General features: G+C 65.6%; 19 protein-coding genes. 4 read left to right on the top strand and 15 right to left on the bottom strand.

Annotation, left to right across the window (positions count from 1 at the left end; translation table 11 throughout):
- Together G1C96_RS08020 and bglB are read right to left on the bottom strand one after the other, a co-directional pair.
- On the bottom strand, positions 1-696 hold a 696-nt coding region (locus G1C96_RS08020), incomplete at its 3' end, for a gluconate 5-dehydrogenase (protein WP_169276068.1).
- 131 nt (positions 697-827) lie between these two features.
- A complete protein-coding gene (gene bglB, locus G1C96_RS08015) occupies positions 828-1,937 on the bottom strand; it encodes a beta-galactosidase BglB (RefSeq protein WP_169276067.1) in 1,110 nt (369 codons plus the stop codon).
- A gap of 557 nt (positions 1,938-2,494) precedes the next feature.
- Between bglB and G1C96_RS08010 the strand changes: the two genes are divergently transcribed.
- The 3 genes from G1C96_RS08010 (at position 2,495) to G1C96_RS08000 (ending at position 6,223) form a co-directional block, all read left to right on the top strand.
- Positions 2,495-3,793, top strand: a complete 1,299-nt coding sequence (locus G1C96_RS08010; RefSeq protein ID WP_169276066.1) for an ABC transporter substrate-binding protein — start codon at positions 2,495-2,497, stop codon at positions 3,791-3,793.
- Between the two features lie 174 nt (positions 3,794-3,967).
- Positions 3,968-4,849, top strand: coding sequence for an AraC family transcriptional regulator (locus tag G1C96_RS08005; RefSeq protein ID WP_169276065.1), 882 nt, complete (start codon positions 3,968-3,970; stop codon positions 4,847-4,849).
- Positions 4,850-4,999: 150 nt separating this feature from the next.
- Positions 5,000-6,223 (top strand): ATP-binding protein, encoded by a 1,224-nt coding sequence (locus G1C96_RS08000; protein ID WP_169276064.1) that lies wholly within the window; start codon positions 5,000-5,002, stop codon positions 6,221-6,223.
- Positions 6,224-6,268: 45 nt separating this feature from the next.
- Here the strand turns inward: G1C96_RS08000 and G1C96_RS07995 are convergent, their stop codons facing one another.
- The 4 genes from G1C96_RS07995 to G1C96_RS07980 form a co-directional block, all read right to left on the bottom strand.
- Positions 6,269-6,958, bottom strand: coding sequence for a hypothetical protein (locus G1C96_RS07995; protein WP_169276063.1), 690 nt, complete (start codon positions 6,956-6,958; stop codon positions 6,269-6,271).
- 49 nt (positions 6,959-7,007) lie between these two features.
- Complete coding sequence (locus G1C96_RS07990; protein WP_169276062.1) at positions 7,008-7,979, bottom strand: amidohydrolase family protein; 972 nt, start codon at positions 7,977-7,979, stop codon at positions 7,008-7,010.
- Positions 7,980-8,616: 637 nt separating this feature from the next.
- Complete coding sequence (budC, locus tag G1C96_RS07985; RefSeq protein ID WP_169276061.1) at positions 8,617-9,414, bottom strand: meso-2,3-butanediol dehydrogenase; 798 nt, start codon at positions 9,412-9,414, stop codon at positions 8,617-8,619.
- A 185-nt stretch (positions 9,415-9,599) separates the two neighbouring features.
- Positions 9,600-10,850 (bottom strand): sensor histidine kinase, encoded by a 1,251-nt coding sequence (locus G1C96_RS07980; RefSeq protein ID WP_169276060.1) that lies wholly within the window; start codon positions 10,848-10,850, stop codon positions 9,600-9,602.
- 204 nt (positions 10,851-11,054) lie between these two features.
- Between G1C96_RS07980 and G1C96_RS07975 the strand changes: the two genes are divergently transcribed.
- On the top strand, positions 11,055-11,474 hold the full coding sequence (locus G1C96_RS07975) for a hypothetical protein (RefSeq protein ID WP_169276059.1): 420 nt from the start codon (positions 11,055-11,057) through the stop codon (positions 11,472-11,474).
- On the opposite strand, the gene G1C96_RS07970 is transcribed toward G1C96_RS07975, so the two are convergent.
- The 9 genes from G1C96_RS07970 to rhmD all read right to left on the bottom strand — a co-directional run bounded on the left by G1C96_RS07970 (position 11,437) and on the right by rhmD (position 22,808).
- Positions 11,437-12,126 carry a response regulator transcription factor gene (locus G1C96_RS07970; protein ID WP_169276058.1) on the bottom strand — a complete coding sequence of 230 codons (690 nt, stop codon included), beginning with the start codon at positions 12,124-12,126 and terminating at the stop codon, positions 11,437-11,439. The two genes, G1C96_RS07975 and G1C96_RS07970, sit on opposite strands and share 38 nt — an antisense overlap.
- Positions 12,127-12,146: 20 nt before the next feature.
- Positions 12,147-12,812, bottom strand: a complete 666-nt coding sequence (locus G1C96_RS07965; protein ID WP_169276057.1) for a GntR family transcriptional regulator — start codon at positions 12,810-12,812, stop codon at positions 12,147-12,149.
- A gap of 126 nt (positions 12,813-12,938) precedes the next feature.
- Positions 12,939-13,919 carry a hypothetical protein gene (locus tag G1C96_RS07960; protein ID WP_169276056.1) on the bottom strand — a complete coding sequence of 327 codons (981 nt, stop codon included), beginning with the start codon at positions 13,917-13,919 and terminating at the stop codon, positions 12,939-12,941.
- Between the two features lie 130 nt (positions 13,920-14,049).
- A complete protein-coding gene (locus tag G1C96_RS07955) occupies positions 14,050-16,182 on the bottom strand; it encodes a hydantoinase/oxoprolinase family protein (RefSeq protein WP_205832098.1) in 2,133 nt (710 codons plus the stop codon).
- Between the two features lie 242 nt (positions 16,183-16,424).
- Complete coding sequence (locus G1C96_RS07950) at positions 16,425-17,828, bottom strand: citrate transporter (protein ID WP_169276054.1); 1,404 nt, start codon at positions 17,826-17,828, stop codon at positions 16,425-16,427.
- 683 nt (positions 17,829-18,511) lie between these two features.
- The gene (locus G1C96_RS07945) at positions 18,512-19,450 is read right to left on the bottom strand and encodes an AEC family transporter (protein ID WP_240945167.1); all 939 of its coding nucleotides are present in this window, start codon (positions 19,448-19,450) and stop codon (positions 18,512-18,514) included.
- A gap of 222 nt (positions 19,451-19,672) precedes the next feature.
- Complete coding sequence (locus tag G1C96_RS07940) at positions 19,673-20,461, bottom strand: IclR family transcriptional regulator (protein ID WP_169276053.1); 789 nt, start codon at positions 20,459-20,461, stop codon at positions 19,673-19,675.
- A gap of 169 nt (positions 20,462-20,630) precedes the next feature.
- The gene (locus tag G1C96_RS07935) at positions 20,631-21,401 is read right to left on the bottom strand and encodes an HpcH/HpaI aldolase family protein (protein ID WP_169276052.1); all 771 of its coding nucleotides are present in this window, start codon (positions 21,399-21,401) and stop codon (positions 20,631-20,633) included.
- Between the two features lie 180 nt (positions 21,402-21,581).
- Positions 21,582-22,808: an L-rhamnonate dehydratase gene (gene rhmD, locus G1C96_RS07930; RefSeq protein WP_205832097.1), complete on the bottom strand. Its 1,227-nt coding sequence runs from the start codon at positions 22,806-22,808 to the stop codon at positions 21,582-21,584.
- Positions 22,809-22,993 lie beyond the last annotated feature (185 nt).

Raw genomic sequence — 22,993 nt, 5'->3', positions numbered from 1 at the left:
CGGGGGTGGGGACGGGCAGCGGGCGGCGGGGGTCTTGGCGACGATGAAGGCGTCGAAGGGGTGACGGGAGCCGTCGGGCTGACGCTCGCGGAGCGGGGCGGTCTGGGGGGTGGCGATGTAGCCGGGTCCGATGGCGTTGCACTGGATGTTGGCTTCGCCGTATTCGGAGCAGATGTTGCGGGTGAGCATCTTGAGGCCGCCCTTGGCGGCGGCGTAGGCGGAGACGGTTTCGCGGCCGAGTTCGGACATCATGGAGCAGATGTTGATGATCTTGCCGTGGCCCTTCTTGATCATGCCGGGGAGGACGGCCTTGGAGACGATGAAGGGGCCGTTGAGGTCGACGTCGATGACCTGACGGAAGTCCTTGGCGGACATCTCGAGCATGGGGATGCGCTTGATGATGCCGGCGTTGTTGACGAGGATGTCGATGGTGCCGAGGTCGGCTTCGATGTCCTTGACGAGCTGGGCGACGGCGTCCTCGTCGGTGACGTCGGCGACGTAGCCGTGGGCTTCGATGCCGGCTTCCTTGTAGGAGGCGAGGCCGCGGTCGACGGCTTCCTGGGTGCGGTCGTTGAAGGCGATCTTGGCGCCGGCGGCCGCGAAGGCGGATGCGATGGCGAAACCGATGCCGTAGGAGGCGCCGGTGACCAGCGCGACCTTGCCCTCCAGCGAGAACTTGTTCATGTCGAAGGCCATGATGGACTTCCTTTCTGATGTGTCGTCAGTGACGATTCCATTCAATCTTCAGTTTTCCGGTTAGTCAATCGTGTTGCACGTCGTTGTCCGTCGCGGGGCGGGCGCTGCCATGAAACCGGTTTCACTAAGCCCTAGCAGTAGGATACCAGCAATTCCGTGAACGCCAACACGGTCAGCGATTGTCCGTACGGCATGGGGGTGATGTCGATGTTGCGGTAGTAGTCCCAGTCGGCGCCGATGCCGGTGCCGATGGAGACCTGCTCGACCTCGCCCGCGTCGTTGATCTGGCCGATGAGGCCCTTGACGGCGCGATAGGCGACCTCGGTGTACCTGGCGTCAAGGTAGCGCATGTGGATGGCCTTGAGGATGCCGTAGGCGAAGCCGGCGGTGGCGGAGGACTCGACGTAGGTGTCCGGGTCGTCGAGCAGCGTGTGCCACATGCCGGTGACCGGGTCCTGCAGCTTGGCGAGCGCCTCGACCTGCTCGCGCAGCACCTCGACGAGCCAGCGGCGCACGGCGTCGTGCTCGGGCAGGTCGAGCAGGGCGAGCACCTCGGGGATGGCGATGGTGGCCCAGCAGTTGCCGCGGCCCCAGTGGGCGGCAGAGAAGTTGTTGCGCTCGTCGAACGTCCAGCCATGGAACCACAGGCCGTTGGCGTTGTCCATGAGGAACTTGGCGTGGATGAGGAACTGGTACTTGGCCTCCTCCACGTATTCGGGACGGTTCAGCACCTTGCCGAGCTTGGCGAGGGCGAGCACGGTCATGACGAGCGTGTCGGCCCAGAGCTGGTTGTGGTTCTCGTCGGCCAGGGTGACGTGCTGGATGCCGGCGCCCTCGGTGCGGGTCTGGTCGTTGTAGATCCACTCGCCCCACTGCTGGAGGTACGGCAGGTAGCTGGGTTCGCCGGTCTGCTCGTAAAGGAAGGCGAGGGTGAGGATGGGGGCCACGGAGTTGACGTTCTTGGCCGGCGCGCCCTTGGCGAGCGCCTGGTCGAACCAGTCGGTGACGGTCTTGAGGGCCTTGGGGTTGCCGGTGACCTGGTAGTTCTTGTAGATGCCGTACAGGCCCACGCCCTGCGGCCAGTTCCATTCCTTCCAGCTCTTGTCGTCCACGACGGTGCCGTCCGGGTTGACCCACAGGCCCTTGCCGTCGGTCACCTCGATGGTGACGAGGTTGTCGATCATGCGGTCGATGAGCGTGCGGATCTCCTCGCGGCTGGCGGGGGGCTTGAGTTCGGTCATGTCGTGCTCCTTCTCGTTCCGTCGTGCGCCTGAGTTCACGATGGGTTCCGGTTCGTGCTGCGCGCCACTGCACTGTGCGCTGAGTTCCAGTGTAGGAAGGCGGCACATCGCACACACGGTCCACAACAAGCAGTTGTTGCACAACAATTATCTTTTCTTGAGGACGCATCGGAGCCGCGCCGACGACGCGCAAGACGTCGCGCGCCATCGCGGCAACGCGCCACACCCCCCGTGCCACAACGTGCGCAACGGATGTGCTTTTGTTGCGCGATCACTATCCATTCTTGCGGTCAGAACATCAAGTAAACGATGGAATACAGGCGTCGAAATCGCCGAAAACCTTGCGATTCCAACGATCTTCGACTATGTTTTCTTGCAGCATCTCGATCGTTTGCCGTCGGGCGTTCCCCCGGATATCCTGTGAGCATCGTCACAAATCCGGGAAAGCGTTTCAACATGTGGGACGTTTGCATCGGAGGCGTGCGAGAGGCAAGCCATCGGATCCGCCAGCGCGGGAGGGCCGATGGAGGCGCGTTTCGAAGGAGAAAGGCACTGAAATGAACAAGCACATCAGGAAGGCGCTCGCCATCGCGGCGGCAGGCGCCACCATCTTCTCGATGGCCGCATGCGGCTCCTCCAACGGAGGCTCCGGCGACCCCGGCAAGCTCACCGTGGCATGGTGGGGCAACCAGACCCGCAACGACCTGCAGGCCAAGGTGGACAAGGCGTTCGGCGAGGCCAACGGCGTGACCATCGACGGCCAGTTCTCCCAGTGGGCCGACTACTGGCAGAAGATGTCCACCAACGCCGCGGGCAAGTCGCTGCCCGACGTGTTCGCCATGGACTTCTCGTACCTCACCCAGTACATCGACAACGGCCTGCTCGAGCCGCTCGACGACTACATCTCCTCCGGCAAGCTCGACATGAGCAACGTGGACGAGAACACCCTCTCCGCCGGCAAGGGCACCGACGGCAAGATCTACGCCATCCCGTCCGGCGTGAACGCCCCGACGTTCATCGTCAACCAGGGCCTGCTCGACGAGCTGGGCATCACCATCCCGGACAACTGGACGCTCGACGACTTCATGGACATCGCGCGCCAGGTCTACGAGAAGTCCGGCGTCAAGACCGAGTACGGCTTCGGCGGCGACGCGTACAACCTCGAGTACGTGATGCGCGCGCACGACGCCAAGCTGTTCGACGGCGAGAACCTCGGTTCCGAGGACGCGTCCGCCTACGAGGAGTACTTCAACGTGTGGGAGACCATGTACAAGGAAGGCTGGGGCATCTCCGCCGAGCAGTACACCGAGATCACCCTCGGCTCCGTGGAGCAGGACCCGCTCGTCTCCTTCACCTCCAAGGACAAGCAGGCCTGGAACTCGCTGGCCTGGAACTCCCAGCTCACCGCCTACTCCAAGGTGAACCCCGACCTCAAGCTGGCCCTCTACCCGTGGCCGTCCAGCAACGTGAAGAAGTCGAACTACGTGCACCCCGGCCAGTACTGGGCCGTGGCCAAGACCTCCAAGAACAAGGACATGGCCGTCAAGTTCATCGACTACTACACCAACAACGACGAGGCCGTGAAGACCATGCTGCTCGACCGCGGCATCCCGATCTCCTCCAAGGCGCTCGAGACCATCACCCCGTCGCTGTCCGACAACGAGAAGACGATCGTCAAGTACCAGGAGGGCGTGCCCGCCAACTCCTCGCCGATCAACCAGCCGATGCCGTCCAAGGCCACCGAGGTGAACAAGAAGATCATGCCGGACCTGCAGGAGCAGATCATGTACGGCAAGATGACCGCCTCCCAGGCCGCGCAGGACTTCATCACCCGCGCCAAGGACTCGCTGAAGTGACGTCCGCCGTCGCGTGACGTCGCACGACGCACGACGCGACCGAACGCCGACGGAGACCCTCCGCCCCACCACGGGACGGAGGGTCTTCCCATGCGCGGATCCGCGGAACCAGGACCCGCGCGACTATACTGGACCGGGAACGCGCAGCGCCGCACACGCAAGGAACGGGGAGCCATGGCATCCAACACACCGGCAGTGGCCGTGAACTCGATGATCACCGACCGCTTCGAGATCTTCCACGTCAACCAGGACGTCCTCGCCGACATGCCGCTGCACTACCACGACTTCTACGAGATCAACTGCGTGCTCAAGGGCAGCGGCGTCTTCTACCTCGACGGCGACGAATACGAGACGACGCCCGGCACCGTGACGCTCGTCAACGCCAACGACCTGCACAACATCGTGCGCCAGTCGTCCGACTACTACGAGCGCGCCTACGTCTACGTGACCGAGACCTACCTCAAGGCGCACTCCACCCCCGTCACCGACCTCACCGCATGCTTCCGCCACTACGGCAAGCCCGTCAGCCGCGTGATCCGCATCGACCCGGACGAGCTCGCCGCCGCCATCAGCAGACTCGACGAGCGCCCCGGCAAGGGCTACGGCGACGACATCATCTACGAACAGCACTTTCTGGAGCTCATGATCATGCTCAACAAGGCGGTGCTCAGCGACGCCAACGACATCATGCCGGAAAGCTCCACCGTGCCCAAGCTCATCGGCGACGTGATGAACTACATCGGCACGCATCTGGACGCGGACCTCTCGCTGGACGCGCTCGCCTCGCAGTTCTTCATCAACAAGTACTACCTGAGCCGCGAGTTCAAGAAGCACATGCGCGTGAACCTGCACGAATACACGCTCACCAAGCGGCTCATCCGTTCCAAGGAGCTGCTGCGCGAATACGGCAACGCCAAGAAGGTGTACCACATGTGCGGCTTCAAGTCGTACACGCACTTCCTGCGCTGCTTCCGCAAGGAGTTCGACATGACGCCGCGCGAATTCCTCTCCTCCAACGCCGACCCGGACGTGATCCGCTTCGAGCACGCCACGTGAGGCCGGGCGGTGCGCGAGACGGGACGTCGCCCACCGTTTGACGGCCGATTTTTCCGAGTATGATCGGAAAAATCGAGACAATGCCCTACTTTTCCGATTATACTCGGAAAAGTACCATCTCGCTCGAGCGACGGCACGGAGGCACGAGGAATGGAGCTCAAGGACAGGCCACGATATCTGAACGCACTGGTCGCCGCCCGCGGCAACGGCCTGATCAAGGTCATCACCGGCATGCGCCGATGCGGAAAATCGTCGCTGCTGGCGCTGTTCCGACGCTACCTCACGGAGCACGGCGTGGCGGCGGATCACATCATCACGATCAATCTTGAATCATATGCCTACGCGGACTGTACCTCACAACAGCTGCATCGCCACATCACCGAGCACATCGCCGGCCCCGGACGCCATTACGTGCTGCTCGACGAAGTGCAGCTGGTGGACGGATGGGAACGGGTCGTCAACGCGCTGCACGTCGACGAGGACGTCGACGTCTACCTGACCGGATCGAACGCGCATCTGCTGTCCAGCCAGCTCTCGACGCTGCTGTCCGGCCGGTACGTGGAAATCAACGTGTTCCCGCTGTCGTTCGCGGAATTCCTCGACTACACCGGAGAGACCGACAGGACCGCGGCGTTCGCCCGCTTCACCCGATATGGCGGCCTGCCGCCGGTCGTCGACCAAGGCACGAACCAGGCGCTGTCCGGCACGGTGCTGTCCGGCATCTACAACACGATCCTCGTGCGCGACATCGCGCAGCACCTGCAGATCCGCAACCCGCTGGTGTTCAACGACGTGGCCCGCTACCTCGCGGACACCGCCGGATCTCCCGTGTCCATCACGAAAATCGAGCATCGTCTGCGCAGCGCGAGAAGACCCGCATCCACGGAGACCATCGAACGGTACATCTCCGGCCTCACAGACGCCTTCCTGTTCTACCGCGCGCAACGCATCAACGCAAAGGGCGGCGACTACCTGCAGGGACTGAACAAGTACTATCCGGCGGATCTCGGCATCAGAAACATGCTGCTCGGATATCCGACGGGCGATTTCGGCCCCCTGCTGGAGAACGCGGTGCACAACGAGCTGGTGGTCCGCGGCTACGACGTCCAGGTCGGAAAGATGGACGATCTGGAGATCGACTTCGTGGCCACCCGTCTCCGCGACGACCTGACATGCGAGCGGAAATTCATCCAAGTCAGCGCAAGCATCATGGACGAGCGCACACGAGCCCGCGAATTCGCGCCGTTCAGACGTCTGGGAGACGCCGAGGGACAACGCATGATCCTCACGCTGGATCCGTTCGGGCTGGGCCGCGTTGACGGCGTCGACGTCGTCAACGCGCTCGACTGGATGACGGACGAGGAGGACCGCTGACGCGCGCCCTGCCCCGCCGTGCCGGGATGATTCGTCCCGCCGCCGTCAGCCGACGGAGACCAGCGTGTCGATGACCAGGAAGTCGCGCTCCAGCGTGCCCGGATCGAAATGGTCGAAGTGGCTGAACGGGTCGACGTCCAGCCAGCGTTGGATCTCCTTCGACTCGCCCTCCTCACGGCGGATGTTCACGCGCTCGCGGTCGCGCGGCGTCTCGAAGTAGCTGAACGCCACGTCGTCAAGCACGCTGATGAACTGGTAACGGTCGCCCACGGCCAGCCCCTCGCGCGCGATGAGCTGATGATGCACCACGTAGTCGATCACCGTGTCCGGATAGAAGTGCGCGATGCGCCCGCAACGGGCGTCCGGCTCCTGCGCGCGGCGGAACGACTCCACGTCCTTCGGCTCGTCGAACCAGAACACCGGATGCATGTACGCCCACGGCACGTCGCCGCCGAACTGCGGGTAGAGCGCGAGCAGCCCGTCGAACCATTCCCGGGCCGCGGGGAACCCGGTGATCGAGCCCATCGCCTCGCGGTCGGGATGCCGGGGCACGATGTGCTCCACGTACAGGAACACCTGACGCCCGTAGCGCGTCAGACACACCGTGAGCACCACGCCCTCGGCGTTGAGGCGACGCGCGTCCGACTCCACCGCGGCGGCGGCGCGCGCGACCTCCTCGTCCGTGACGTCGGGTCGCAGGAAGCCTCGGTACGAGGCGCGTTCGACGGTCGGCATGATGGATTCTCCCTTTCTCTTTCGGCTCTCCTGACGTCACGGTCCAGCGTCAGAACCGGTAGAACCGCTTCGCGTTGTCCACGAACAGCGCATCCTGCTCGGCGCGCGACAGATCCTCCGTGCAGCGCACGTACGCGTGCACCAGATCGACGAGCGAGCAGTGCAGCTTGTCCACCGGGAAGTTCGACGCGAACATCGTACGGTCGACGCCGAACGCGTCCAGCACCGTGTAGATGGCCGGCTTGAAGCTCTCGATGGTCCAGTAGTGATCCATCGACGGCAGACCCGAGATCTTGATCGCCACGTTGTCGCGCCGGCCCAGATCGGCCAGACCGTTCTTCCACAGCTTCCAGCCCTCGAAGTCACGGTCCGCGAGCATGCCCGCATGGTTGATGATGAACAGCGTGTCCGGATGCTCGTCGATGACCTCGGCGGCGCGCGCGAACTGCGTGGGATACAGCTGCATGTCGAAGCTCATGTGGTACTTCGGCAGCAGGGCGAGGCCCCTGAGCCAGTCGGGATCGTCCATGTACGACTTGCTCACGTACTGGTACAGCGGGTGCGAGTGGATGTTGAGGTTCTGGCGGAAGCCGCGCGTGTTCGCGTAGCTCGCCTCGCGCTCCAGCGTCGCCTCGATGTTCGGATCGGACAGATCGCCGCCGGCCACGATCATGATCGGCAGGCCGCTCTCCTCGCTCATCCGCTGCTCGAACGCGACCTCCTCCACCGGATCGTCCGCATTGGCCTGCACGTGCACGGCGCCAACGATCGACGCCGTCGAACCGTCCAGCTCGGCCTTCAGATCGTCCGCCAGATAGTCGCCGGCAGCGAACAGCGGATCCCACGGACCCTCGAACGTGGGCGCCTTGCTCGGGTTGAACCACGAGTACAGGCTCGTCTTCATGAGATGGACGTGGGTGTCGATGAACGGGCGGGGGGCGGCGGCGCGCTCCTCGCGTTCAGGGATGATCGTGTACAGCCTGCCCTTGACGGGCTCCTGATAATCCTCACCAAGTGTCATTGTCGTTCCCTCATTGATCGTCGTTGAACTGCGGGATGCGATGACGCGCACCCCTCGGGATACACTCAAGGCCGTTCGGCCATCGGTCGCTTCGCTCCCTGCCTACGATCCCGAGGGGTGCGCGTCATCGCATCCCTCCAAGGGAATCGTCATATGGGCCGCAGCAGCCCCACTGAGCTACGAACTACCGAAAACCGGTGGGCTGTAGGCACGGGGAGCGCCGGGGCTTCCCTCTGGCGAGGGAAGCCCCCTAGGGTGCGGCGGCCTTGCGGCCGCCTTCGATGATCACAGCCGGGCTGCGGCTGTGGCGCGAATGACGCGTGGCATTGGCGGCCGCTCACTTCGCCTACGCGGAGCCCACCGGGCTCCGCGCTTCACGGCTCAGCGTCGAGTTCCCCGCAACGCAGAAGGCGCTCCATCGCAGTGGTCACGTGAAATGAATGATGCGTGCGACTTCCGCCGTCGCCGGGCGAAGGCGTACAAAGGTACGTCGAGCCCGCCGTAAGGCGGAAGGCGCTCCATCATTCATCATGCGGGCTGTGGCACTGCGATGCGTGCGACTTCAAGGCGCGGGGAACGAAGGCGTACAACAGTACGTCGAGTTCCCCGCAACGCAGAAGGCGCTCCATCGCAGTGGTCACAGCACGGAGCGGGTGTCGTTTTCGTAGTTGTTTCGGCCCTGTCCGGTGGCCGCGGTGGTGCCGCCGTCGACGGGGACGACGAGGCCGGTGAGGTACTTGGCGCCGTCGGAGGCGAGGAAGAGGGCGAGGTCGGCGCAGTCTTCGGGCTTGCCGGTGCGGCCGAGGGCGACGCGCTCGATGTAGGGCTTGAGGCGCTCGGGGTCGGTCCAGACTTCCTTGTTGATGTCGGTTTCGATGAAGGCGGGGGCGAAGGCGTTGACGCGGACGCCGTACTGGCCGTAGTCGAGGGCGACGCAGCGGACGAAGCCGTTCATGGCGTGCTTGGTGGAGTTGTAGGCGGTCTGGCCCCAGTCGCCGAAGAGGCCGGAGACGGAGGTGTCGACGACGATGTTGCCCTTGGATTCCTTGAGGTACGGGAGGGCTTCCTTGGTGAGGTAGAAGAGGCCGTCGACGTTGACGGAGAAGAGCTTGTGCCAGACGTCGTCGGAGACGTGTTCGATCTCGCCGCCTTCGAAGATGCCGGCATTGGAGACGACGACGTCGATGTGGCCGAAGGTGTCCGCGGTCCACTTGACCAGTTCGGCGACCTGCTCGTGCTTGGAGACGTCAGTCTGGTGGGCGTAGCCCTTGTCGTAGCCCTGAATGGTCTCCTCGAGGGGGGCGAGACGCTGGCCGACGGCAACGACGGTGGCGCCGTTGTCCAGGAAGCCCTGGGTGATGGCGCGGCCGATGCCGGTGCCGCCGCCGGTGACGATGACGACCTTGCCTTCGAAGTTGTACTGGTTCGCGGTCATGGATGTGTCCTGCCTCTCGACTGCTTTGTCTGATGGTCCGCACGCCGCGCCTAGGCGACGCGCTCATACGTGCACCAGTATAGCCAAATTTGGAACTGCATCCCAGTATCTAGGACACTCTGCGGGTCGTGCGCGCAGATTTGGCAGATGTGACCCCGGGGAGCCTCCAGAAGGCCTCCAGGAGGTCAGTTCTGCCCAATCTGCGTGTTTTCCTCCAGCGGGATTCGGGCATACAGCACCCACAGTCCGTCGTCGGCGGAATGATCGAACGTACCGCCGAGCGCGATGACGCGCCGGGCATGCCAAGCGAGCCCAAGGCCGCCGCGGTCATCGGCCAAGGCGGGGACGGTACGGGCATCGGCCACGACGACGGCATCGGACTGGCTGATCTCCACGCCGGAGGGGCGGATCGTCACGACGATTCGATACTCGCAACCGCGATCGGCATGCCGGCGGACGTTCGAGGCGAGCTCCAACAGCAGCGAGCGCACCTCGTCATCGACCTGCGGCGGCAGCACATCCGGCAGCGCGCGGTCATCGCGCACGCTCACGCATCCGGAGAACCCCGCGTCGGCAAGGTCACGTTCCTGCAGAGCGGCCAGCGTCGTCAGTTCCGTCGTCGAAGACGTCTCCGACGACGCATGATCGCCCGCCACGGTATCGTCCTCCCGCGCGAGCGCGCGGATGATGCCGTGCATCGAGCGAGACGACGCCTGCGCACGACGGATCACCGAACGCCACGCGTCGACGTCGCCACCGACGGACGCATCATTGACAACGTCATCGGCAACCTCGCCGCTCTCCGTGTCCGCATGGCGCTCCCCCACCGCGGCAATGTACGACATGTCGTTGGTCAGAGCATCGTGCATCTGCACTGCGATGCGCCGGTCGCGGTCGAGCCCCTCGCGTCGCACCCGATTCTCGGTCTCGCGCACGGACTCCCGCCGCCACCGGAACAGCAGGGAGACACCCATACTCGCCGTAGCACAGACGATCATCAGCATGTCCGCCGGCGCGATACCGGCATCCGCCCCGTCCGCGAGCGTCCGCCCCAGCAGCACGCCGCCGTACGACGCGATCAGCGCCGCGCACAGCTCCAACAGTCGGCCCGACCGCTGTGCCATCACCGCGAGCGCCACGCACGTGCCCGCGCACAGCATCGGCAGCATCGCAGGGCACGCCACGGCGACGACCGCGAATCCCGCGACGGTCAGCCATCCGCCCAGACGCGGCGCGAACGGCATCACGCCCATGCAGCACCAGTGCAGCACCAACGTCACGGCCAACGCCCATGTCCCCACGCCTTCGACCTTGAAGGCGAGCACAAAGTCGAGCATGACGGCAAACGCCGTCAGCGAACGCCACGGCTCGACGGTCGTGCGTCTGCGCGCATCCGTCGCCATGCCCGTCCGTCCGCCCGCCCGTTTCTCCGGCATCATCCCTCCTCCCGTCCCATCATCGCCGCGTTGTCCCGCGTTCCGCAACGTGCCGTCCACGGAAACGGGGACACCTGATTGCAATCTCCCGGCGCATGCCGCATGCTGGTTCCGGAGGCGGCGTCGCTTCCCGCAGGCCAAGGAACTCCTTCATTCCTCCATATTCCCCTGTCATCAAGAGAACGACCGTGAAAGGCATCCATCATGTATCCGACTTTCTATGTCAACATCGTTCTCGTATACGGCCTCCTGCTCGGCATGATCGCATTCTGGTATGCATCGGTGGATCGAGATCCCGATCACTTCCTGCCGCTGCTCCGGGCCTATACGGCGATGACCGTCGAGGAACGGGGCCGATTCGACCCGGCGAAGATCAGACGGACGATCAAGGACTACTTCCTGTTGCTCGGAGTCTGCGTGACGGTGATGGTCACCGACATCGTCATCGCTTGGAAACCGCTGGACATCATATCGACGGTCCTCTTCATCATGTGGATGATCTGCCTGCTCCTGCTGAAGTACACCGACGTGCCGCTGATGCTGTTCTGTCGCCGTGACGACGACATGACCAACGCAACTGACGCCGCTACTCCCGACGTCTCTCGTCGAGCCACAGGGCGATGAGCTGCTGGCGGTTGGCGGCGCCGAGCTTGCGGCAGGCGCGCTCCACGTAGGTGCGCACGGTCGCCTCGCCGATGCCGAGCGCCAGCGCGGTGCGGGCATAGGGCCAGCCGCGGGCGCATCGGTCGACGATCTGCGTCTCGCGCACCGAAAGTTCATGATTCCTCTCCGCGCGCAGACGCAGGTAGGCCTCGCCGGGCGACGCGAACGGCACATCGGCACCGCGCACCAGCTCCGCGTTCCACAGGCCGCCGTCCGCCACCGCGCGCACCGCCCGCGCGATGCCGTGCACGTCGTCCTTGGCCACGATGCCCTGCGCCCCGGCCGCGGCGACCTGCGGCGCATACGATTCCAGCGTGAACGACGTCATCGCGAGCAGCAGCATGCGCGGATCGTCATGCCGGATCGCACGGCAGACGCGGATGCCGCTGATGTCCTCCATCGAGACGTCCACGAGCAGCAGGTCGGGCGCGCTCCCCTCACGCGAGCAGCGATCCAGCGCCTCGAGTCCCTCGGGCACGGCCCACAGCACCGCGAACCCACCGCCGAGCGCACGGGTCAGGCCTCCGGCGAGCGCCTGCAGCACCAGACGGTCGTTGTCCACGATGCCGAGCCTCACGTGCTGTGCCGCCGCCCCTGCCGTTGTCGCCGCCATCGTCGCCGCCATCGTCGCGCTCAGTCGACGAAGTAGCCGTCGGGGCAGGCGGCGCGCAGCGTGCCGAGCGCGCGGGACCAGTAGCCCAGATGCTCGCGCAGCAGCAGGCGCATGCGTTCGCCGTCCAGGTCGCGCGCGGCCTCGGCGATGGCGCGGTGCTCGGCCAGCACGTTCGGGCCCTGATGGCCCATGGCGAGGCCCAGATAGCGCATGCGCATGTCGTGCGAGCTGGCGGAGGAGGACAGGTCGTAGGCGAGCATGCGGCCGGCCACCTCGAAGATGAGGCGGTGGAAGCGGTTGTCCACGTCGAACATGCTCTTGTAGTCCTCGCGCTCGATCGCGCGCGCGAAGATGTGGTTGATGTGGTCCATGGTGTCCACGGCGAGCTGGTTGCACTTGCGGATGAAGTCGTCCACGGCGGCGTCCTCCAGCGCGGTGCGTACGAAGCGCTCCTGCTCCACGCGAGACACGGAGATGGGGCTCACCTCGGTCTTGGACTGCGGGTGCACGATGAGCAGCCCCTCCTGCTCCAGGCGCACCACGGCCTCGCGCACGGGGGTGCGTGAGCCGCCGTACATGTCCGAGAGCTTCTGCATGCTCACGGCCTCGCCGGGTTCGAGCCTGAGGAACAGGATGTCCTGCTTGATGCGCTCGTAGAGCCGGTCGCTCAGCTTGGTGTTGGCCATCGCGTCCCTCCTTCCTTGCCGTGGACCCCATGCCGCGGCGGTGCAACCGTAGCATGAGGAAACGAACAACGTGTGATGTGCTGTTCCGCGGCGATGCGGAGGTGGGGCGACCGGACGGCCCGGCCGTCACTCGTCGAAGCGCAGCACCTGACGATACAGGGCCCGCGCGTTGTCCGGAGCGTACGCCCACATGAGCAGCACGTCCAGAGCGAACGGACAGAACGGAGCGCCGACCAGCTCGCGGGCGAACGCCCCCGCGCCGATCTCCCCCAGACCGCGCACCGTGGAGCGGTTCTCCTTGCCGAACACCTTCCACAGCCTGATGGTGGCCGTGCGGGTGTAGATGTCCGCCTCGTTGCGGTCCTCGATGGCGTGGAACAGCTCGTGGGCGAGCAGCAGCGTGCGCACGCGCGCCACGGTGGGCAGCAGATGCTCCAGATCGGCGACCCCATCGGCGGCGCTGTCGTTGCCGCCGTTGCCGCCGTCACTGCCCTCGGCACCGGACGCCTGCGCGATCAGGCGTTCGCGCAACGTGCCGTAGCGGTTGAGCGGGTCGGCCAGCACCTCGATGCGGGCGTCGTCCCCGGAGCCCGGCAGGTACTGGGCGAACAGCGCGCGCCTGCCGGAGACGGGCGCCGGGTTGTCCGCCACGGCGATGCCGAGCTTCGCGGCGATCTCGCCGGGGCGGTTCGTGCCGTAGCGTTCGCGTGCGCGTGCCGCCCATTCGCGGCCGCATTCGGCGGCCCTGGCGGCCATCTCGTCGCCCTCGGCGGCGTCGATCTTGTCGCGCAGCATGTCGTTCGCCAGGATGTAGCGCCCCCACGCGGGTTCGCCCACTTCGGCGAGGCGGCGCATCATGGCGGGCAGGTCAAGTGCGGCGGGCGAGGACGCCGCACCGGCCGCGGAGCCGGAGACGCCGCCGTCCAGCGACGCCTCGGCACCGTCGGCCTTGCTCTTGCCGGAGATGCGGTCGAAGAACTTGTCGATCGCGCCGTGCAGGGCATCCCGGATCTCCTCGTCGCCGACCGTGCCGTCGAACGCGCGGTCGCCGTCGCCCAGATCGCCGTCGAGTCGACGACCGGTGCCGTCGGATTTCAAGATGCCCATTGCGGTGCTCCTTCTGCGTTGCGTGAGATGCGGACGTCGCGTCCGCAAAGGACGCGACGGGTCCGCGGGGACCGTGCCCTACGTCGGGACGATACTCGCCGATATCGTCCCGACGCGGCAGGGACCGGCTTTACTCGAAGCCGTCCTGGCGGATGTTGCCGGCGACGATCAGGATCTCGGTGTCCGGATCGAGCGTGGAGACCTCGAGGTTCATGAGCAGGAGCAGCTGCTCGTAGTCCGGGTTCGAGAAGTCCATCACGCGCGGGCCGATGCACAGGTAGTAGTCCGGGCGGATGATGACCTCGGACTGGTAGACCGCCATCTCGTCCCAGAGCTTGGCCACGGCCTCCTCGAAGTGGGCCGCCGTGGTCTTCAGGGCCAGGGCGCGGGCGCGCTGGACCTTGATGAAGCCCTTCTTGTCGATGATGCGCATCGGGCCGGCCTTGGCGGACGCGACCTCGGTGCTCGTGCCGTAGACGAAGAAGTGGTCGGACTGCTCCACCAGCACGGCCTGCTTCGGATCCTTGAGGCGCATGTCCTCGGCGGCGAGCTCCTGCGCCTCGGCGGCGGTGAACTCCTTGAGATGGTCGCCGGCGGTCTTCACCTCGGTGGAACCGGTGGCGATGGCCGTGACCTTGGAGGTCTGCGGGTCGATCTCGATGTGCACCTCGACGCTGTCCGCGGTGGCGCCCGACTCGATGGCCTTGTCGATCGCCTCGTTCTTGATGGCGCGGATGTCGTCCTGCGTGGGGTTGGGGATGATGCGCTCCACCACGTCGCGCACCATGGCCAGGGCCACGCCGATGGACGAGATGACCTCGGCGTTGTCCGGGATCGAGTACTTGACGCCCATCTTGTCCGCGAAGTACACGATGAGCGACGCGGCGCCGCCGCCGACGCCCACCAGCGAGATCTGGTCCTTCTCGAGCTTGTACTTCTCGGCCAGGTCCAGGATCACCGGCTCGATCTTGGCGTAGGAGCGCTCCATGATCTGCGTGGCGATGTCCTCCACGGTGGTGCCGCAGTAGTCGGCCAGCGCCTTCATGGCGAGCTTGGCGGCCTCGGCGTCGCCGTAGGAGAAGTACTCGGGCTTGACCAGGCCCAGCACGTTGGCGGCGCAGGAGTTGGTGATGGTGATGCGCTTGCCGTTGGCCAGACGCACCGCCACGTAGTCGGCCGGGTCGCCGGGCTTCGGGGAGAAGAACTCCACCTGCGGGTCCACGATCTCGTCCTTGGGGTAGAACACCGCGTACTCGAGGCCGGCGATGTGCGCGGAACGGGGGCCCACGTCGATGACGCCCTGCTTGTTGGCGCGCACCATGGAACCGCCCGCGCAGCCGAGGACGCGCACGTCGAGCGAGGAGATGAACGTGGGGTACTTGCCCACGATCGAGTAGTCGATGGCCGGACGGCCGTTCTTGATGACGCCGATGTTCGTGGTGGTGCCGCCCACCTCGAAGTACACGCCGTTGGAGGCGCGCAGGTACATGAGCGAGCCCATCACGGAGGCGGCCGGGCCGGAGAGCATGGTGAGCACCGGGCGCTTCTTCATCTCGTTGATCTCCATGACGCCGCCGTCGCCGCGCATGATCATGAGCGGCACGTTCACGCCGGACTCGCGCACCGACTGCTCGGTGGAGTTGGCGGTGTTGAGCATCTTGGGCAGGATGGACGCGTTGATGGCCGCGGTGCGGGTGCGGCGCGTCAGGCCGTACAGCTTGGTGATGTCGGAGGCCATGGTGACGGGGACCTTCTTCTCCGCGCACACCTCCTGCACGAGCTGCTCGGGGCCGGCGTCGTCCACGCCGAACGCCATGGAGGCCACGATCACCTCGGCGCCCTGACGGATCAGCTCGTCGATGGCGCCCGAGACGGCGTCCTTGGTGAGGTGCTTGGTGGTGAGGAACGCGTTGAAGATCTGGATCTTCTTGCCTTCGGCGACCTCGATGTCGCTCAGCTTGGTCTGGCGCTTGGCCAGGAACGCCTCGAAGCCGCCCTTGGCCATGCCGAGCACGCCCACCTTGGCCACGTCGCCCTCGATCAGCGCGTTGGTGGCCTGCGTGGTGGAGTGGGCGACGAAGATCACGTCGTCCGGGGAGATGTTGTGCTCCTTGAGGCAGTTCTGGAAGCTCTTGACGACGCCGGCCGCGACGCCGCGGGGGTCGTCGTGCGTGGTCTTGACGCTGGACTTGCCGATGATCTCATGGGTGGCGTTGTCGATGGCGACGGCCTTGGTGTGGGTGCCGCCGACGTCGATGCCCATTCGTACTGCTCGAGACATATGTGTTGCACCTGCTTTGCGTGAGGGGAGGGAAATAGGGGAAACCGATGAACCGATGAACGGTATGGGAAGGTTGTCGGGAAAACTGAGCGGGAGGGGGCGTCCGGAACCTGTGCCGGACAAGGGACGGGGAGCCCCGCCTGCCGCGAGGGCCGCGGGACTCCCCGTGTTTGGGATAGGTTCAGGTCAGGTCTGAACGTTCAGACGTCCTGCGTCGGGCCGGATCAGGCGCCGACGAGGCCGCCGTACATCGCGAAGGCGACGAACATGAGGATGGCGCCCGCGATCCAGCCGGTCGGGATGGACATCTTCATGAAGTCACGAGAGCTGACCTTCGAGTAGCCGAGACCCCAAGCCACCCAGGACTGGGTGATATCGAGGTGCTGCGGGACGATCGTCGCGGTGGCGAGCACCGGGTACATGAAGGCCACCGGCCACTGGAAGACGGAGAGCACCAGGGCCGCGACGGCGGTACCGGAGCCGACCAGGTTGGTCGGGCCACGGAAGAAGCCGAGCGGGACGATGATCGCGAAGATCAGGCAGATCATGAACGCGTTGTGCGGGATGGCGTTGCCCACGATGGCCTCGAAGTACGGGGCCGCGTAGATGGCCGCGTTGTTGAACATGGACAGCGTGAGGAGGAAGCCGATCATCGGGGCGACGTCGACGGAGCCGTCGGCGAACTCCTTGGCCAGTCGGCGGCAGACCTCGGTGAAGCCGCCCTTGAACAGGTGGCCGGTGGTCAGGAGCGCGTACAGGGCCGCGACGATGAAGGCGAGGATGACCGGGAACGTGGTGGTGGTCTCCTTGCCGGTCTTGGGATCGACCTCGGTGACCTTGATGAGGACGATGATGAGCACCGGCAGGATCACGGACAGCCAGGAGTACCACGGAGCGTTCTCCTGAGCGGAGGCCGGGGCCTGGGCGGCCCAGGAGCGGGTGGACTTCTTGCCGCGCAGGGCGATGAAGGAGACGACGAGCACGGTCACCAGGGCCACGCCGGCCATGATGCAGGCGAACGGGAAGTACTTGGTGTAGTCGTACTCGTTGAGGAAGCGGGCGTCCATGCCGCCCAGGATGCCCTGGTACTGCTTGAAGTTGGTGACGTTGGCGCAGATGCCGGCCATGATCGAACCCATGAACGAGAACAGCGCGACGGCGGCGGGGATGCCCAATGCCTGCATGATCGGCAGCACGATCACGGCGATGGAGATCACCGGGCCGATGCCGGTCATCGAGGTGAAGATGAGCATGGTAACGATGCACAGCAGGGTCATCGTGATGCGCGGACGATCGCCGCCGAGCTCCACGACCTTGCGGATGAGGGTGGCCGCGATGCCGGTGTCCATCAGGACTCGGCCGAAGAAGGCGCCGAAGAACACGTTGACGAGGATGGACTTGGCATAGCCCTCAGGGCCGGCTTGGTACACGTATTGGAAGACTTCGAGCCAGTTCTGCCCGTCCATCTTGGGGTTGGGCGTTATGGCGTTGCCGATCATGGCGAGCACCATCCACAGGGTGGCGATGATGAAGAAGCCGACCATCAGGTTATGGCCCTTGACGCAGTACCAGACCATGCCCGCGAAGGTCAGGATCAGGATTATGCCGATGATTATCTCAACAGACATGCGCGGATCTCTCTTTCCGTTGTTCAGGCCGGCAACTCTGCCGGACACCTCGGAACCGCATCGTTACGGTTCCGCAGCTGGCATATCAACGTTCCCACTGACATGCCAGTTGAATGATTGGCATGCTAGCACCGTTGCCGGTGTTTGCACAATCCGGAGCGTCGAACGATTGCTCCGGGCGTGGCGCGGCGGGCACCTCCTCTTCCTCGGACAAGGAATGCGCGAATCTGCCCACAATTGGCGGCATCGCACAGCAACGGCCCCGCCGAGCCCTTATCGGAACCGAACCACGTGCGCGACGGACCGCATCGCCCCTCCTCGAGCAAACGAAGGCGAAGGTTTTCCACGGATCCCCGGAATTCCAAGGACGTCAGGAGAAACCCCCGCCTTCGCTTGCCAACGGAAGACGCGACCATGCCCACAATTGGCACAATCGCACGACAACGGCCCCGTCGACCCCTTATCGGAGCCGAACCACGTGTGCGACGGACCGCATCGCCCTCCCCCAAGCAAACGAAGGCGAAGGTTTCCGACGGATCCCCGGAATCCCAAGGACGATCACAGAAACCACCGCCTTCGCTTGCCAACGGGAGACGCGACCATGCCCACAATTGGCACAATCGCACATCAACGGCCCCGCCGCACCCTTACCGGAGCCGACGCAGCCTCCCGAAAACCCGGGATCAGAGCAGCGCCGGCAGCCAGGCGCACAGCCCGGCCATCACGAGCAGCGAGATGATGGCGCTCACCGTCAGGCTGAAGCCCGCCAGCTCGCCGCGGTCCAGCGTCTGGTCGGCGAACTTGGTGGAGAAGATCGAGATCGGCGCGAACGCGGTGATCGCCACCACCATGCGCACCTCGGGCGCCAGCGGCAGCAGGAACCACGCGGCCAGCGCGGCGATCACCGCCACCGCGAGCCTCCAGCCGAGCACCTTGACCATGTCGAGCATGTCGGCACGGCGCTGCGGCACCTCCATCATCATGCCCACCATCGCCATGGACAGGAACGTGTTAGCGTTGGCGAACGGGGTGATGAGCGTGACCACGGGCTCGGGGATCGAGACCCTGCACAGCAGCAGCACGATCATGATCACGTACATGTCGAACGGCACCGAGGAGTAGAAGTTGCGCGCGATGGTGCGGCACCGCTGCCCCGTGGTCATGGTGTCCCAGCCCTTGTCCAGATGCAGCAGCAGGTTGGTGAGCACCAGCGAGCCGGCCGCGCACATCATGGCGTTGCCGATGTCGAACATCACCACGGCCACGCCGGCGCCCGCGCCCAGGAACGTGGTGATGACCGGCAGCGCGAAGCTGCCGATGTTGAACGTGGTGCCCACGAGCATCTGGAAGCCGCGCGACTCCCTGGGCGCGCGGCGCGCGGCCGCGTAGATGACGAGCAGGGGGATGAGCGCGGAGAGGAATCCCAGCAGGATCACCCAGAACATGCGCAGGTCGTGGTCGTTCTTCGCGAACGACTGGATCACGGCGGCCGGCAGCGTCACGTTGAAGATGAGGGTCTGCAGCAGCTTGTAGTCATGCGCTCCGAAGACGCGCATGCGCTTGCCCGCGTACGCTCCGAGGATGGCGAGCAGCAGCGCGCCCGTCTGTACGGCCAGATTCATGGTGATGACGCTTCCTTCGATCGGTTCCCGCGCCGACCGGCCGGCTCCGCGACGTGCGCGGGGCGGGGCGGCGCCCGTGCCTCACGATAGCCATCGGCGGCGCGATGCGCCCGCGCTTTTCCACCACTTGCAACGGAAGCGACGTCGGCGCGGGCAATGCCGGCACGCGAAGCGCCGACGTGCGCACTGGCGGCGTACGAAACGTCGGTGCGTGAAACGGCGTCAGCGCGCCGGACGCGCCCCCAGCTCCACGCTGATGCGGTCGGCGGCGGCCCTCACCACCGGGCCGAGGCTCTTCATGCGCCGCGGCGGCATCACCTGCGTCATGGCGGACACGGAGATCGCGCCGGCCACCGCGCCCGTGGCATCGTGAATGGGCGCGGCCACGCAGCGGATGCCGGGCTCGTTCTCCTCGAGGTCGTAGGCGAAGCCCTGCTCGGCGTAGGTGTGCATGGCGTTGACGAAGGCGCGCGTGCTGGAGAAGTCGTGCTGCGGCTGGCGTTCCATGCGCGAACGGTCGGCCACGAACTGCGGTTCCCAGCGCTCCGGCGAGTCAAGCAGCAGCGCCTTGCCGATGCCGGTGTAGGTCAGCGGCATGCGCACGCCGGGCCACGATCGGATCTCCACGTTGCGGCTGCCGTGGACCTTGTCCAGATACAGGCATTCGCCGTGGTCCTCCACGGCGAGGTGGATGGTGTCCTTGGCCTCCTCGGCGAGGTCGAGCAGGATGGGCCGCGCGACCGACTGCAGCGAGACCTGGTCGCGCGCCTGGAAACCGAGCTCGATGAGCGCGGGTCCCAGCGCGAGCGTGCCCTCGGCGGTGTCGCGCAGGAAGCGTGCGGCGCGCAGCGCCTGGATGAGGCGGTGCGCGGTGGAGCGCGTGAGCGACGTGGCGCGCACCACGTCGGCGAGCGTCTGGGCGCCGTCGGCCACGGACTTGAGCACGTTGAGGCCGTTCATCAGGGTCTGCGTGCCCGCGATGACGGGGGTGTCCTCGCCGGTGGTCTTCATGTGCGCTCCTTCGTGATCGGATGATCGGATGAACGGTTGGATCTGATGATCGGCTGATCCTGACGTCGATGTCCCGGCATCGATGACGCCCGTGGCCCCGCGATCGCGTCACGGAGCCACGGGCGGACGGTCGGACGGCGTCGGACGTGCGACGCCGGGCCCTGCGGCGTCAGTCGGCGTAGTGCGCGAGCTCGGCCTTCAGGCCCCTCACGTACACGTCGGTGTCGCCGGCCACGGCCACGAACGAGGCGCCCCACTCGAAGTACTTCTTCGCGGTGGCGGGATCGAACGCGAGCGAGCCGATGGCCTTGCCGTGCGCCTTGATGCGGTCGAACGCGTACTTCACCTGGTCCTGGATGGCGCCGGCGTCGTCCGGGTGACCGAGCGAGGCGGACAGATCGGCGGGGCCGATGAAGATGGCGTCCACGCCCTCCACGGAGGCGATCTCGTCGATGTTGTCGAGGCCCTCCTGGGACTCGACCTGCAGGATCAGGCAGAGCTCCTTCTTGGCGTCGCGCATGTAGTTCGGGATGAGGCCCCAGCGGCCGGAGCGGGCGATCACGCCGCCCACGCCGCGGATGCCCTCGGGGGCGTAGTTGATGGCCTTGACCATCAGCTCGGCCTCCTCGCGGGTGTTGATCATCGGCAGCAGCAGCGTCTGGGCGCCCAGGTCCAGCACCTGCTTGACGAGCACCGGGTCGGCGTGCGGCGGACGCACGATCGGGACGGTCGGGTAGCCGTGCACGGCGCGCAGCTGGTCGAGGATCGTGTTGAGGTCGTTCGGACCGTGCTCGCCGTCGATGAGCAGCCAGTCGTAGCCGATCTCCGCGGCGATCTCGATGGAGGTTGCCGAACCCATGGCGATCCACAGGCCCTTGAGCTGCCTGCCCTCCTTGAGCGCGGCCTTGAATTCGTTATGGGGCAGGGCGACGGATGTCATCCTTGACATGTCCTTTCTGGCTTGCTTGGCCTTGTCTTGGCTCTTTCCCGGTCCGCGCGGCGCGTCCTGGCGCCGGCCCGCGGAACCGGAGTCTTGCGTGTTGCGGGAAAACGACAGCCGCCCCCGCGCACCGCCCCGGACGGATCCGGGATGCGCGGCATGCGGAGGCGGCTGAGGGACTCAGTGCTCGAACGGACGCTCGAGCGGGCACTCGCGGTTGAGTTCGACGCCGAAGCCGGGCTTGTCCAGCTCCTCGGCGGTGATGATGCCGTCGTGCGGCACCGGCTCGTCGATGAGGACCGGGTCGAACTGCGGACGCACGTAGTCGGCGTGCGGGGAGGTCATGAGCATCTCGCTGAACGGCGTGTTGGTGAACGTGATCACCGCGTGGTGCGAGTACACGGAGGAGCCGTGCGGCACCACGAGCTGGCCGCGGGACTTGGCCACGGCCGCGATCTCGCACAGCGAGGTCACGCCGCCGCACCAGCCGACGTCGGGCTGCAGGATGTCCACGCCGGCCTCGGAGAGCTCCTTGAAGCCCTCGAGGGTGCCGGTGTGCTCGCCGGTGGTCATGAGCATGCCGGCCGGCATGTTCTTCTTGAGCTGGCGGTAGGACTCCACCTGCTGGGGCGGGAAGCACTCCTCCAGCCACTTGAGCTTGTACGGGGCGGCCGCGTGCGCCAGCTTGGTGGCGTAGTTGACGTCCTGGCTCATCCAGCAGTCGAACATCAGCCAGAAGTTGTCGCCCACGCGCTCGCGCATCTCCTTGAGCGTGGCGATGTCCTTGGCGATGCCTTCGTCGCCGTCGGCCGGGCCCCAGTGGGTCGGCATCTTGCCGCCGATGAAGCCCATCTTCTGGGCCAGGTCCGGGCGGGCGCCGGTGGCGTAGAAGTGGATCTCGTCGCGCACGGCGCCGCCGAGCAGCTTGTAGACCGGGAGCTTGACGACCTTGCCGTAGAGGTCCCACAGGGCCAGATCGACGCAGGAGATGGTGTTGATCACCACGCCGCCGCCGCCGGAGTAGTACTGGGTGGCGTTGAGCATCTGGTCGTGGATCAGCTTGATCTGGTCGACGCGCTTGCCCTCCACGAAGCGGGACAGGTGGTGCTCGACGATGAAGCAGCCCACGGTGCCGGCGGTGGAGATCGCGAAGCCGGTGGTGCCGTCGGAGGCCTCGACCTCGACGACGAGGGTGCCCAGGACGTTGATGCCGAAGGACTGGCGGGACTGCTTGTACTCGGCGTACTTGGACATCGGGGTGGCGATGTGGTCGTCGATCCAGTGGTCCTTGCCCTGATCGTGGTAGTCGCCGCCGCCCTGGCCGTGGACCTTGGCCGCAGCGCCGCCCATCGAGTACGCGCGGATGTGCGTAATCGTGGGGAGCTTCAATGATGGTGCTAATGCCATGATTGATCCTCTTCGATGCAATGGAATGGAACGACTCCAAGCATACCAGACCTTGGCATACCGTCCCAACATTTGGCACTGCATCGGCGCGACGGCGATGCGGCGGGCGCCTCCGGAACAAGCGAAGGCGGTGGTTTCCCGTCGGAGCGCCGGAATATGGCGCCTCAGGGAAAAACCACCGCCTT

The organism is Bifidobacterium moraviense, assembly GCF_012932365.1.
Lineage (GTDB): Bacteria > Actinomycetota > Actinomycetes > Actinomycetales > Bifidobacteriaceae > Bifidobacterium > Bifidobacterium moraviense.
The sequence above is the reverse complement of the archived record's forward strand: the minus strand, read 5'-3'. Positions and strand labels throughout refer to the sequence as shown.

Excerpts from the sequence above, each read along its gene's own strand:
- bglB (WP_169276067.1), bottom strand. The coding sequence starts at position 1,937 with ATGACCGAACTCAAGCCCCCCGCCAGCCGCGAGGAGATCCGCACGCTC.
- G1C96_RS08010 (WP_169276066.1), top strand. The coding sequence starts at position 2,495 with ATGAACAAGCACATCAGGAAGGCGCTCGCCATCGCGGCGGCAGGCGCC.
- G1C96_RS08005 (WP_169276065.1), top strand. The coding sequence starts at position 3,968 with ATGGCATCCAACACACCGGCAGTGGCCGTGAACTCGATGATCACCGAC.
- G1C96_RS08000 (WP_169276064.1), top strand. The coding sequence starts at position 5,000 with ATGGAGCTCAAGGACAGGCCACGATATCTGAACGCACTGGTCGCCGCC.
- G1C96_RS07995 (WP_169276063.1), bottom strand. The coding sequence starts at position 6,958 with ATGCCGACCGTCGAACGCGCCTCGTACCGAGGCTTCCTGCGACCCGAC.
- G1C96_RS07990 (WP_169276062.1), bottom strand. The coding sequence starts at position 7,979 with ATGACACTTGGTGAGGATTATCAGGAGCCCGTCAAGGGCAGGCTGTAC.
- budC (WP_169276061.1), bottom strand. The coding sequence starts at position 9,414 with ATGACCGCGAACCAGTACAACTTCGAAGGCAAGGTCGTCATCGTCACC.
- G1C96_RS07980 (WP_169276060.1), bottom strand. The coding sequence starts at position 10,850 with ATGCCGGAGAAACGGGCGGGCGGACGGACGGGCATGGCGACGGATGCG.
- G1C96_RS07975 (WP_169276059.1), top strand. The coding sequence starts at position 11,055 with ATGTATCCGACTTTCTATGTCAACATCGTTCTCGTATACGGCCTCCTG.
- G1C96_RS07970 (WP_169276058.1), bottom strand. The coding sequence starts at position 12,126 with ATGGCGGCGACAACGGCAGGGGCGGCGGCACAGCACGTGAGGCTCGGC.
- G1C96_RS07965 (WP_169276057.1), bottom strand. The coding sequence starts at position 12,812 with ATGGCCAACACCAAGCTGAGCGACCGGCTCTACGAGCGCATCAAGCAG.
- G1C96_RS07960 (WP_169276056.1), bottom strand. The coding sequence starts at position 13,919 with ATGGGCATCTTGAAATCCGACGGCACCGGTCGTCGACTCGACGGCGAT.
- G1C96_RS07955 (WP_205832098.1), bottom strand. The coding sequence starts at position 16,182 with ATGGGCATCGACGTCGGCGGCACCCACACCAAGGCCGTCGCCATCGAC.
- G1C96_RS07950 (WP_169276054.1), bottom strand. The coding sequence starts at position 17,828 with ATGTCTGTTGAGATAATCATCGGCATAATCCTGATCCTGACCTTCGCG.
- G1C96_RS07945 (WP_240945167.1), bottom strand. The coding sequence starts at position 19,450 with ATGAATCTGGCCGTACAGACGGGCGCGCTGCTGCTCGCCATCCTCGGA.
- G1C96_RS07940 (WP_169276053.1), bottom strand. The coding sequence starts at position 20,461 with ATGAAGACCACCGGCGAGGACACCCCCGTCATCGCGGGCACGCAGACC.
- G1C96_RS07935 (WP_169276052.1), bottom strand. The coding sequence starts at position 21,401 with ATGACATCCGTCGCCCTGCCCCATAACGAATTCAAGGCCGCGCTCAAG.
- rhmD (WP_205832097.1), bottom strand. The coding sequence starts at position 22,808 with ATGGCATTAGCACCATCATTGAAGCTCCCCACGATTACGCACATCCGC.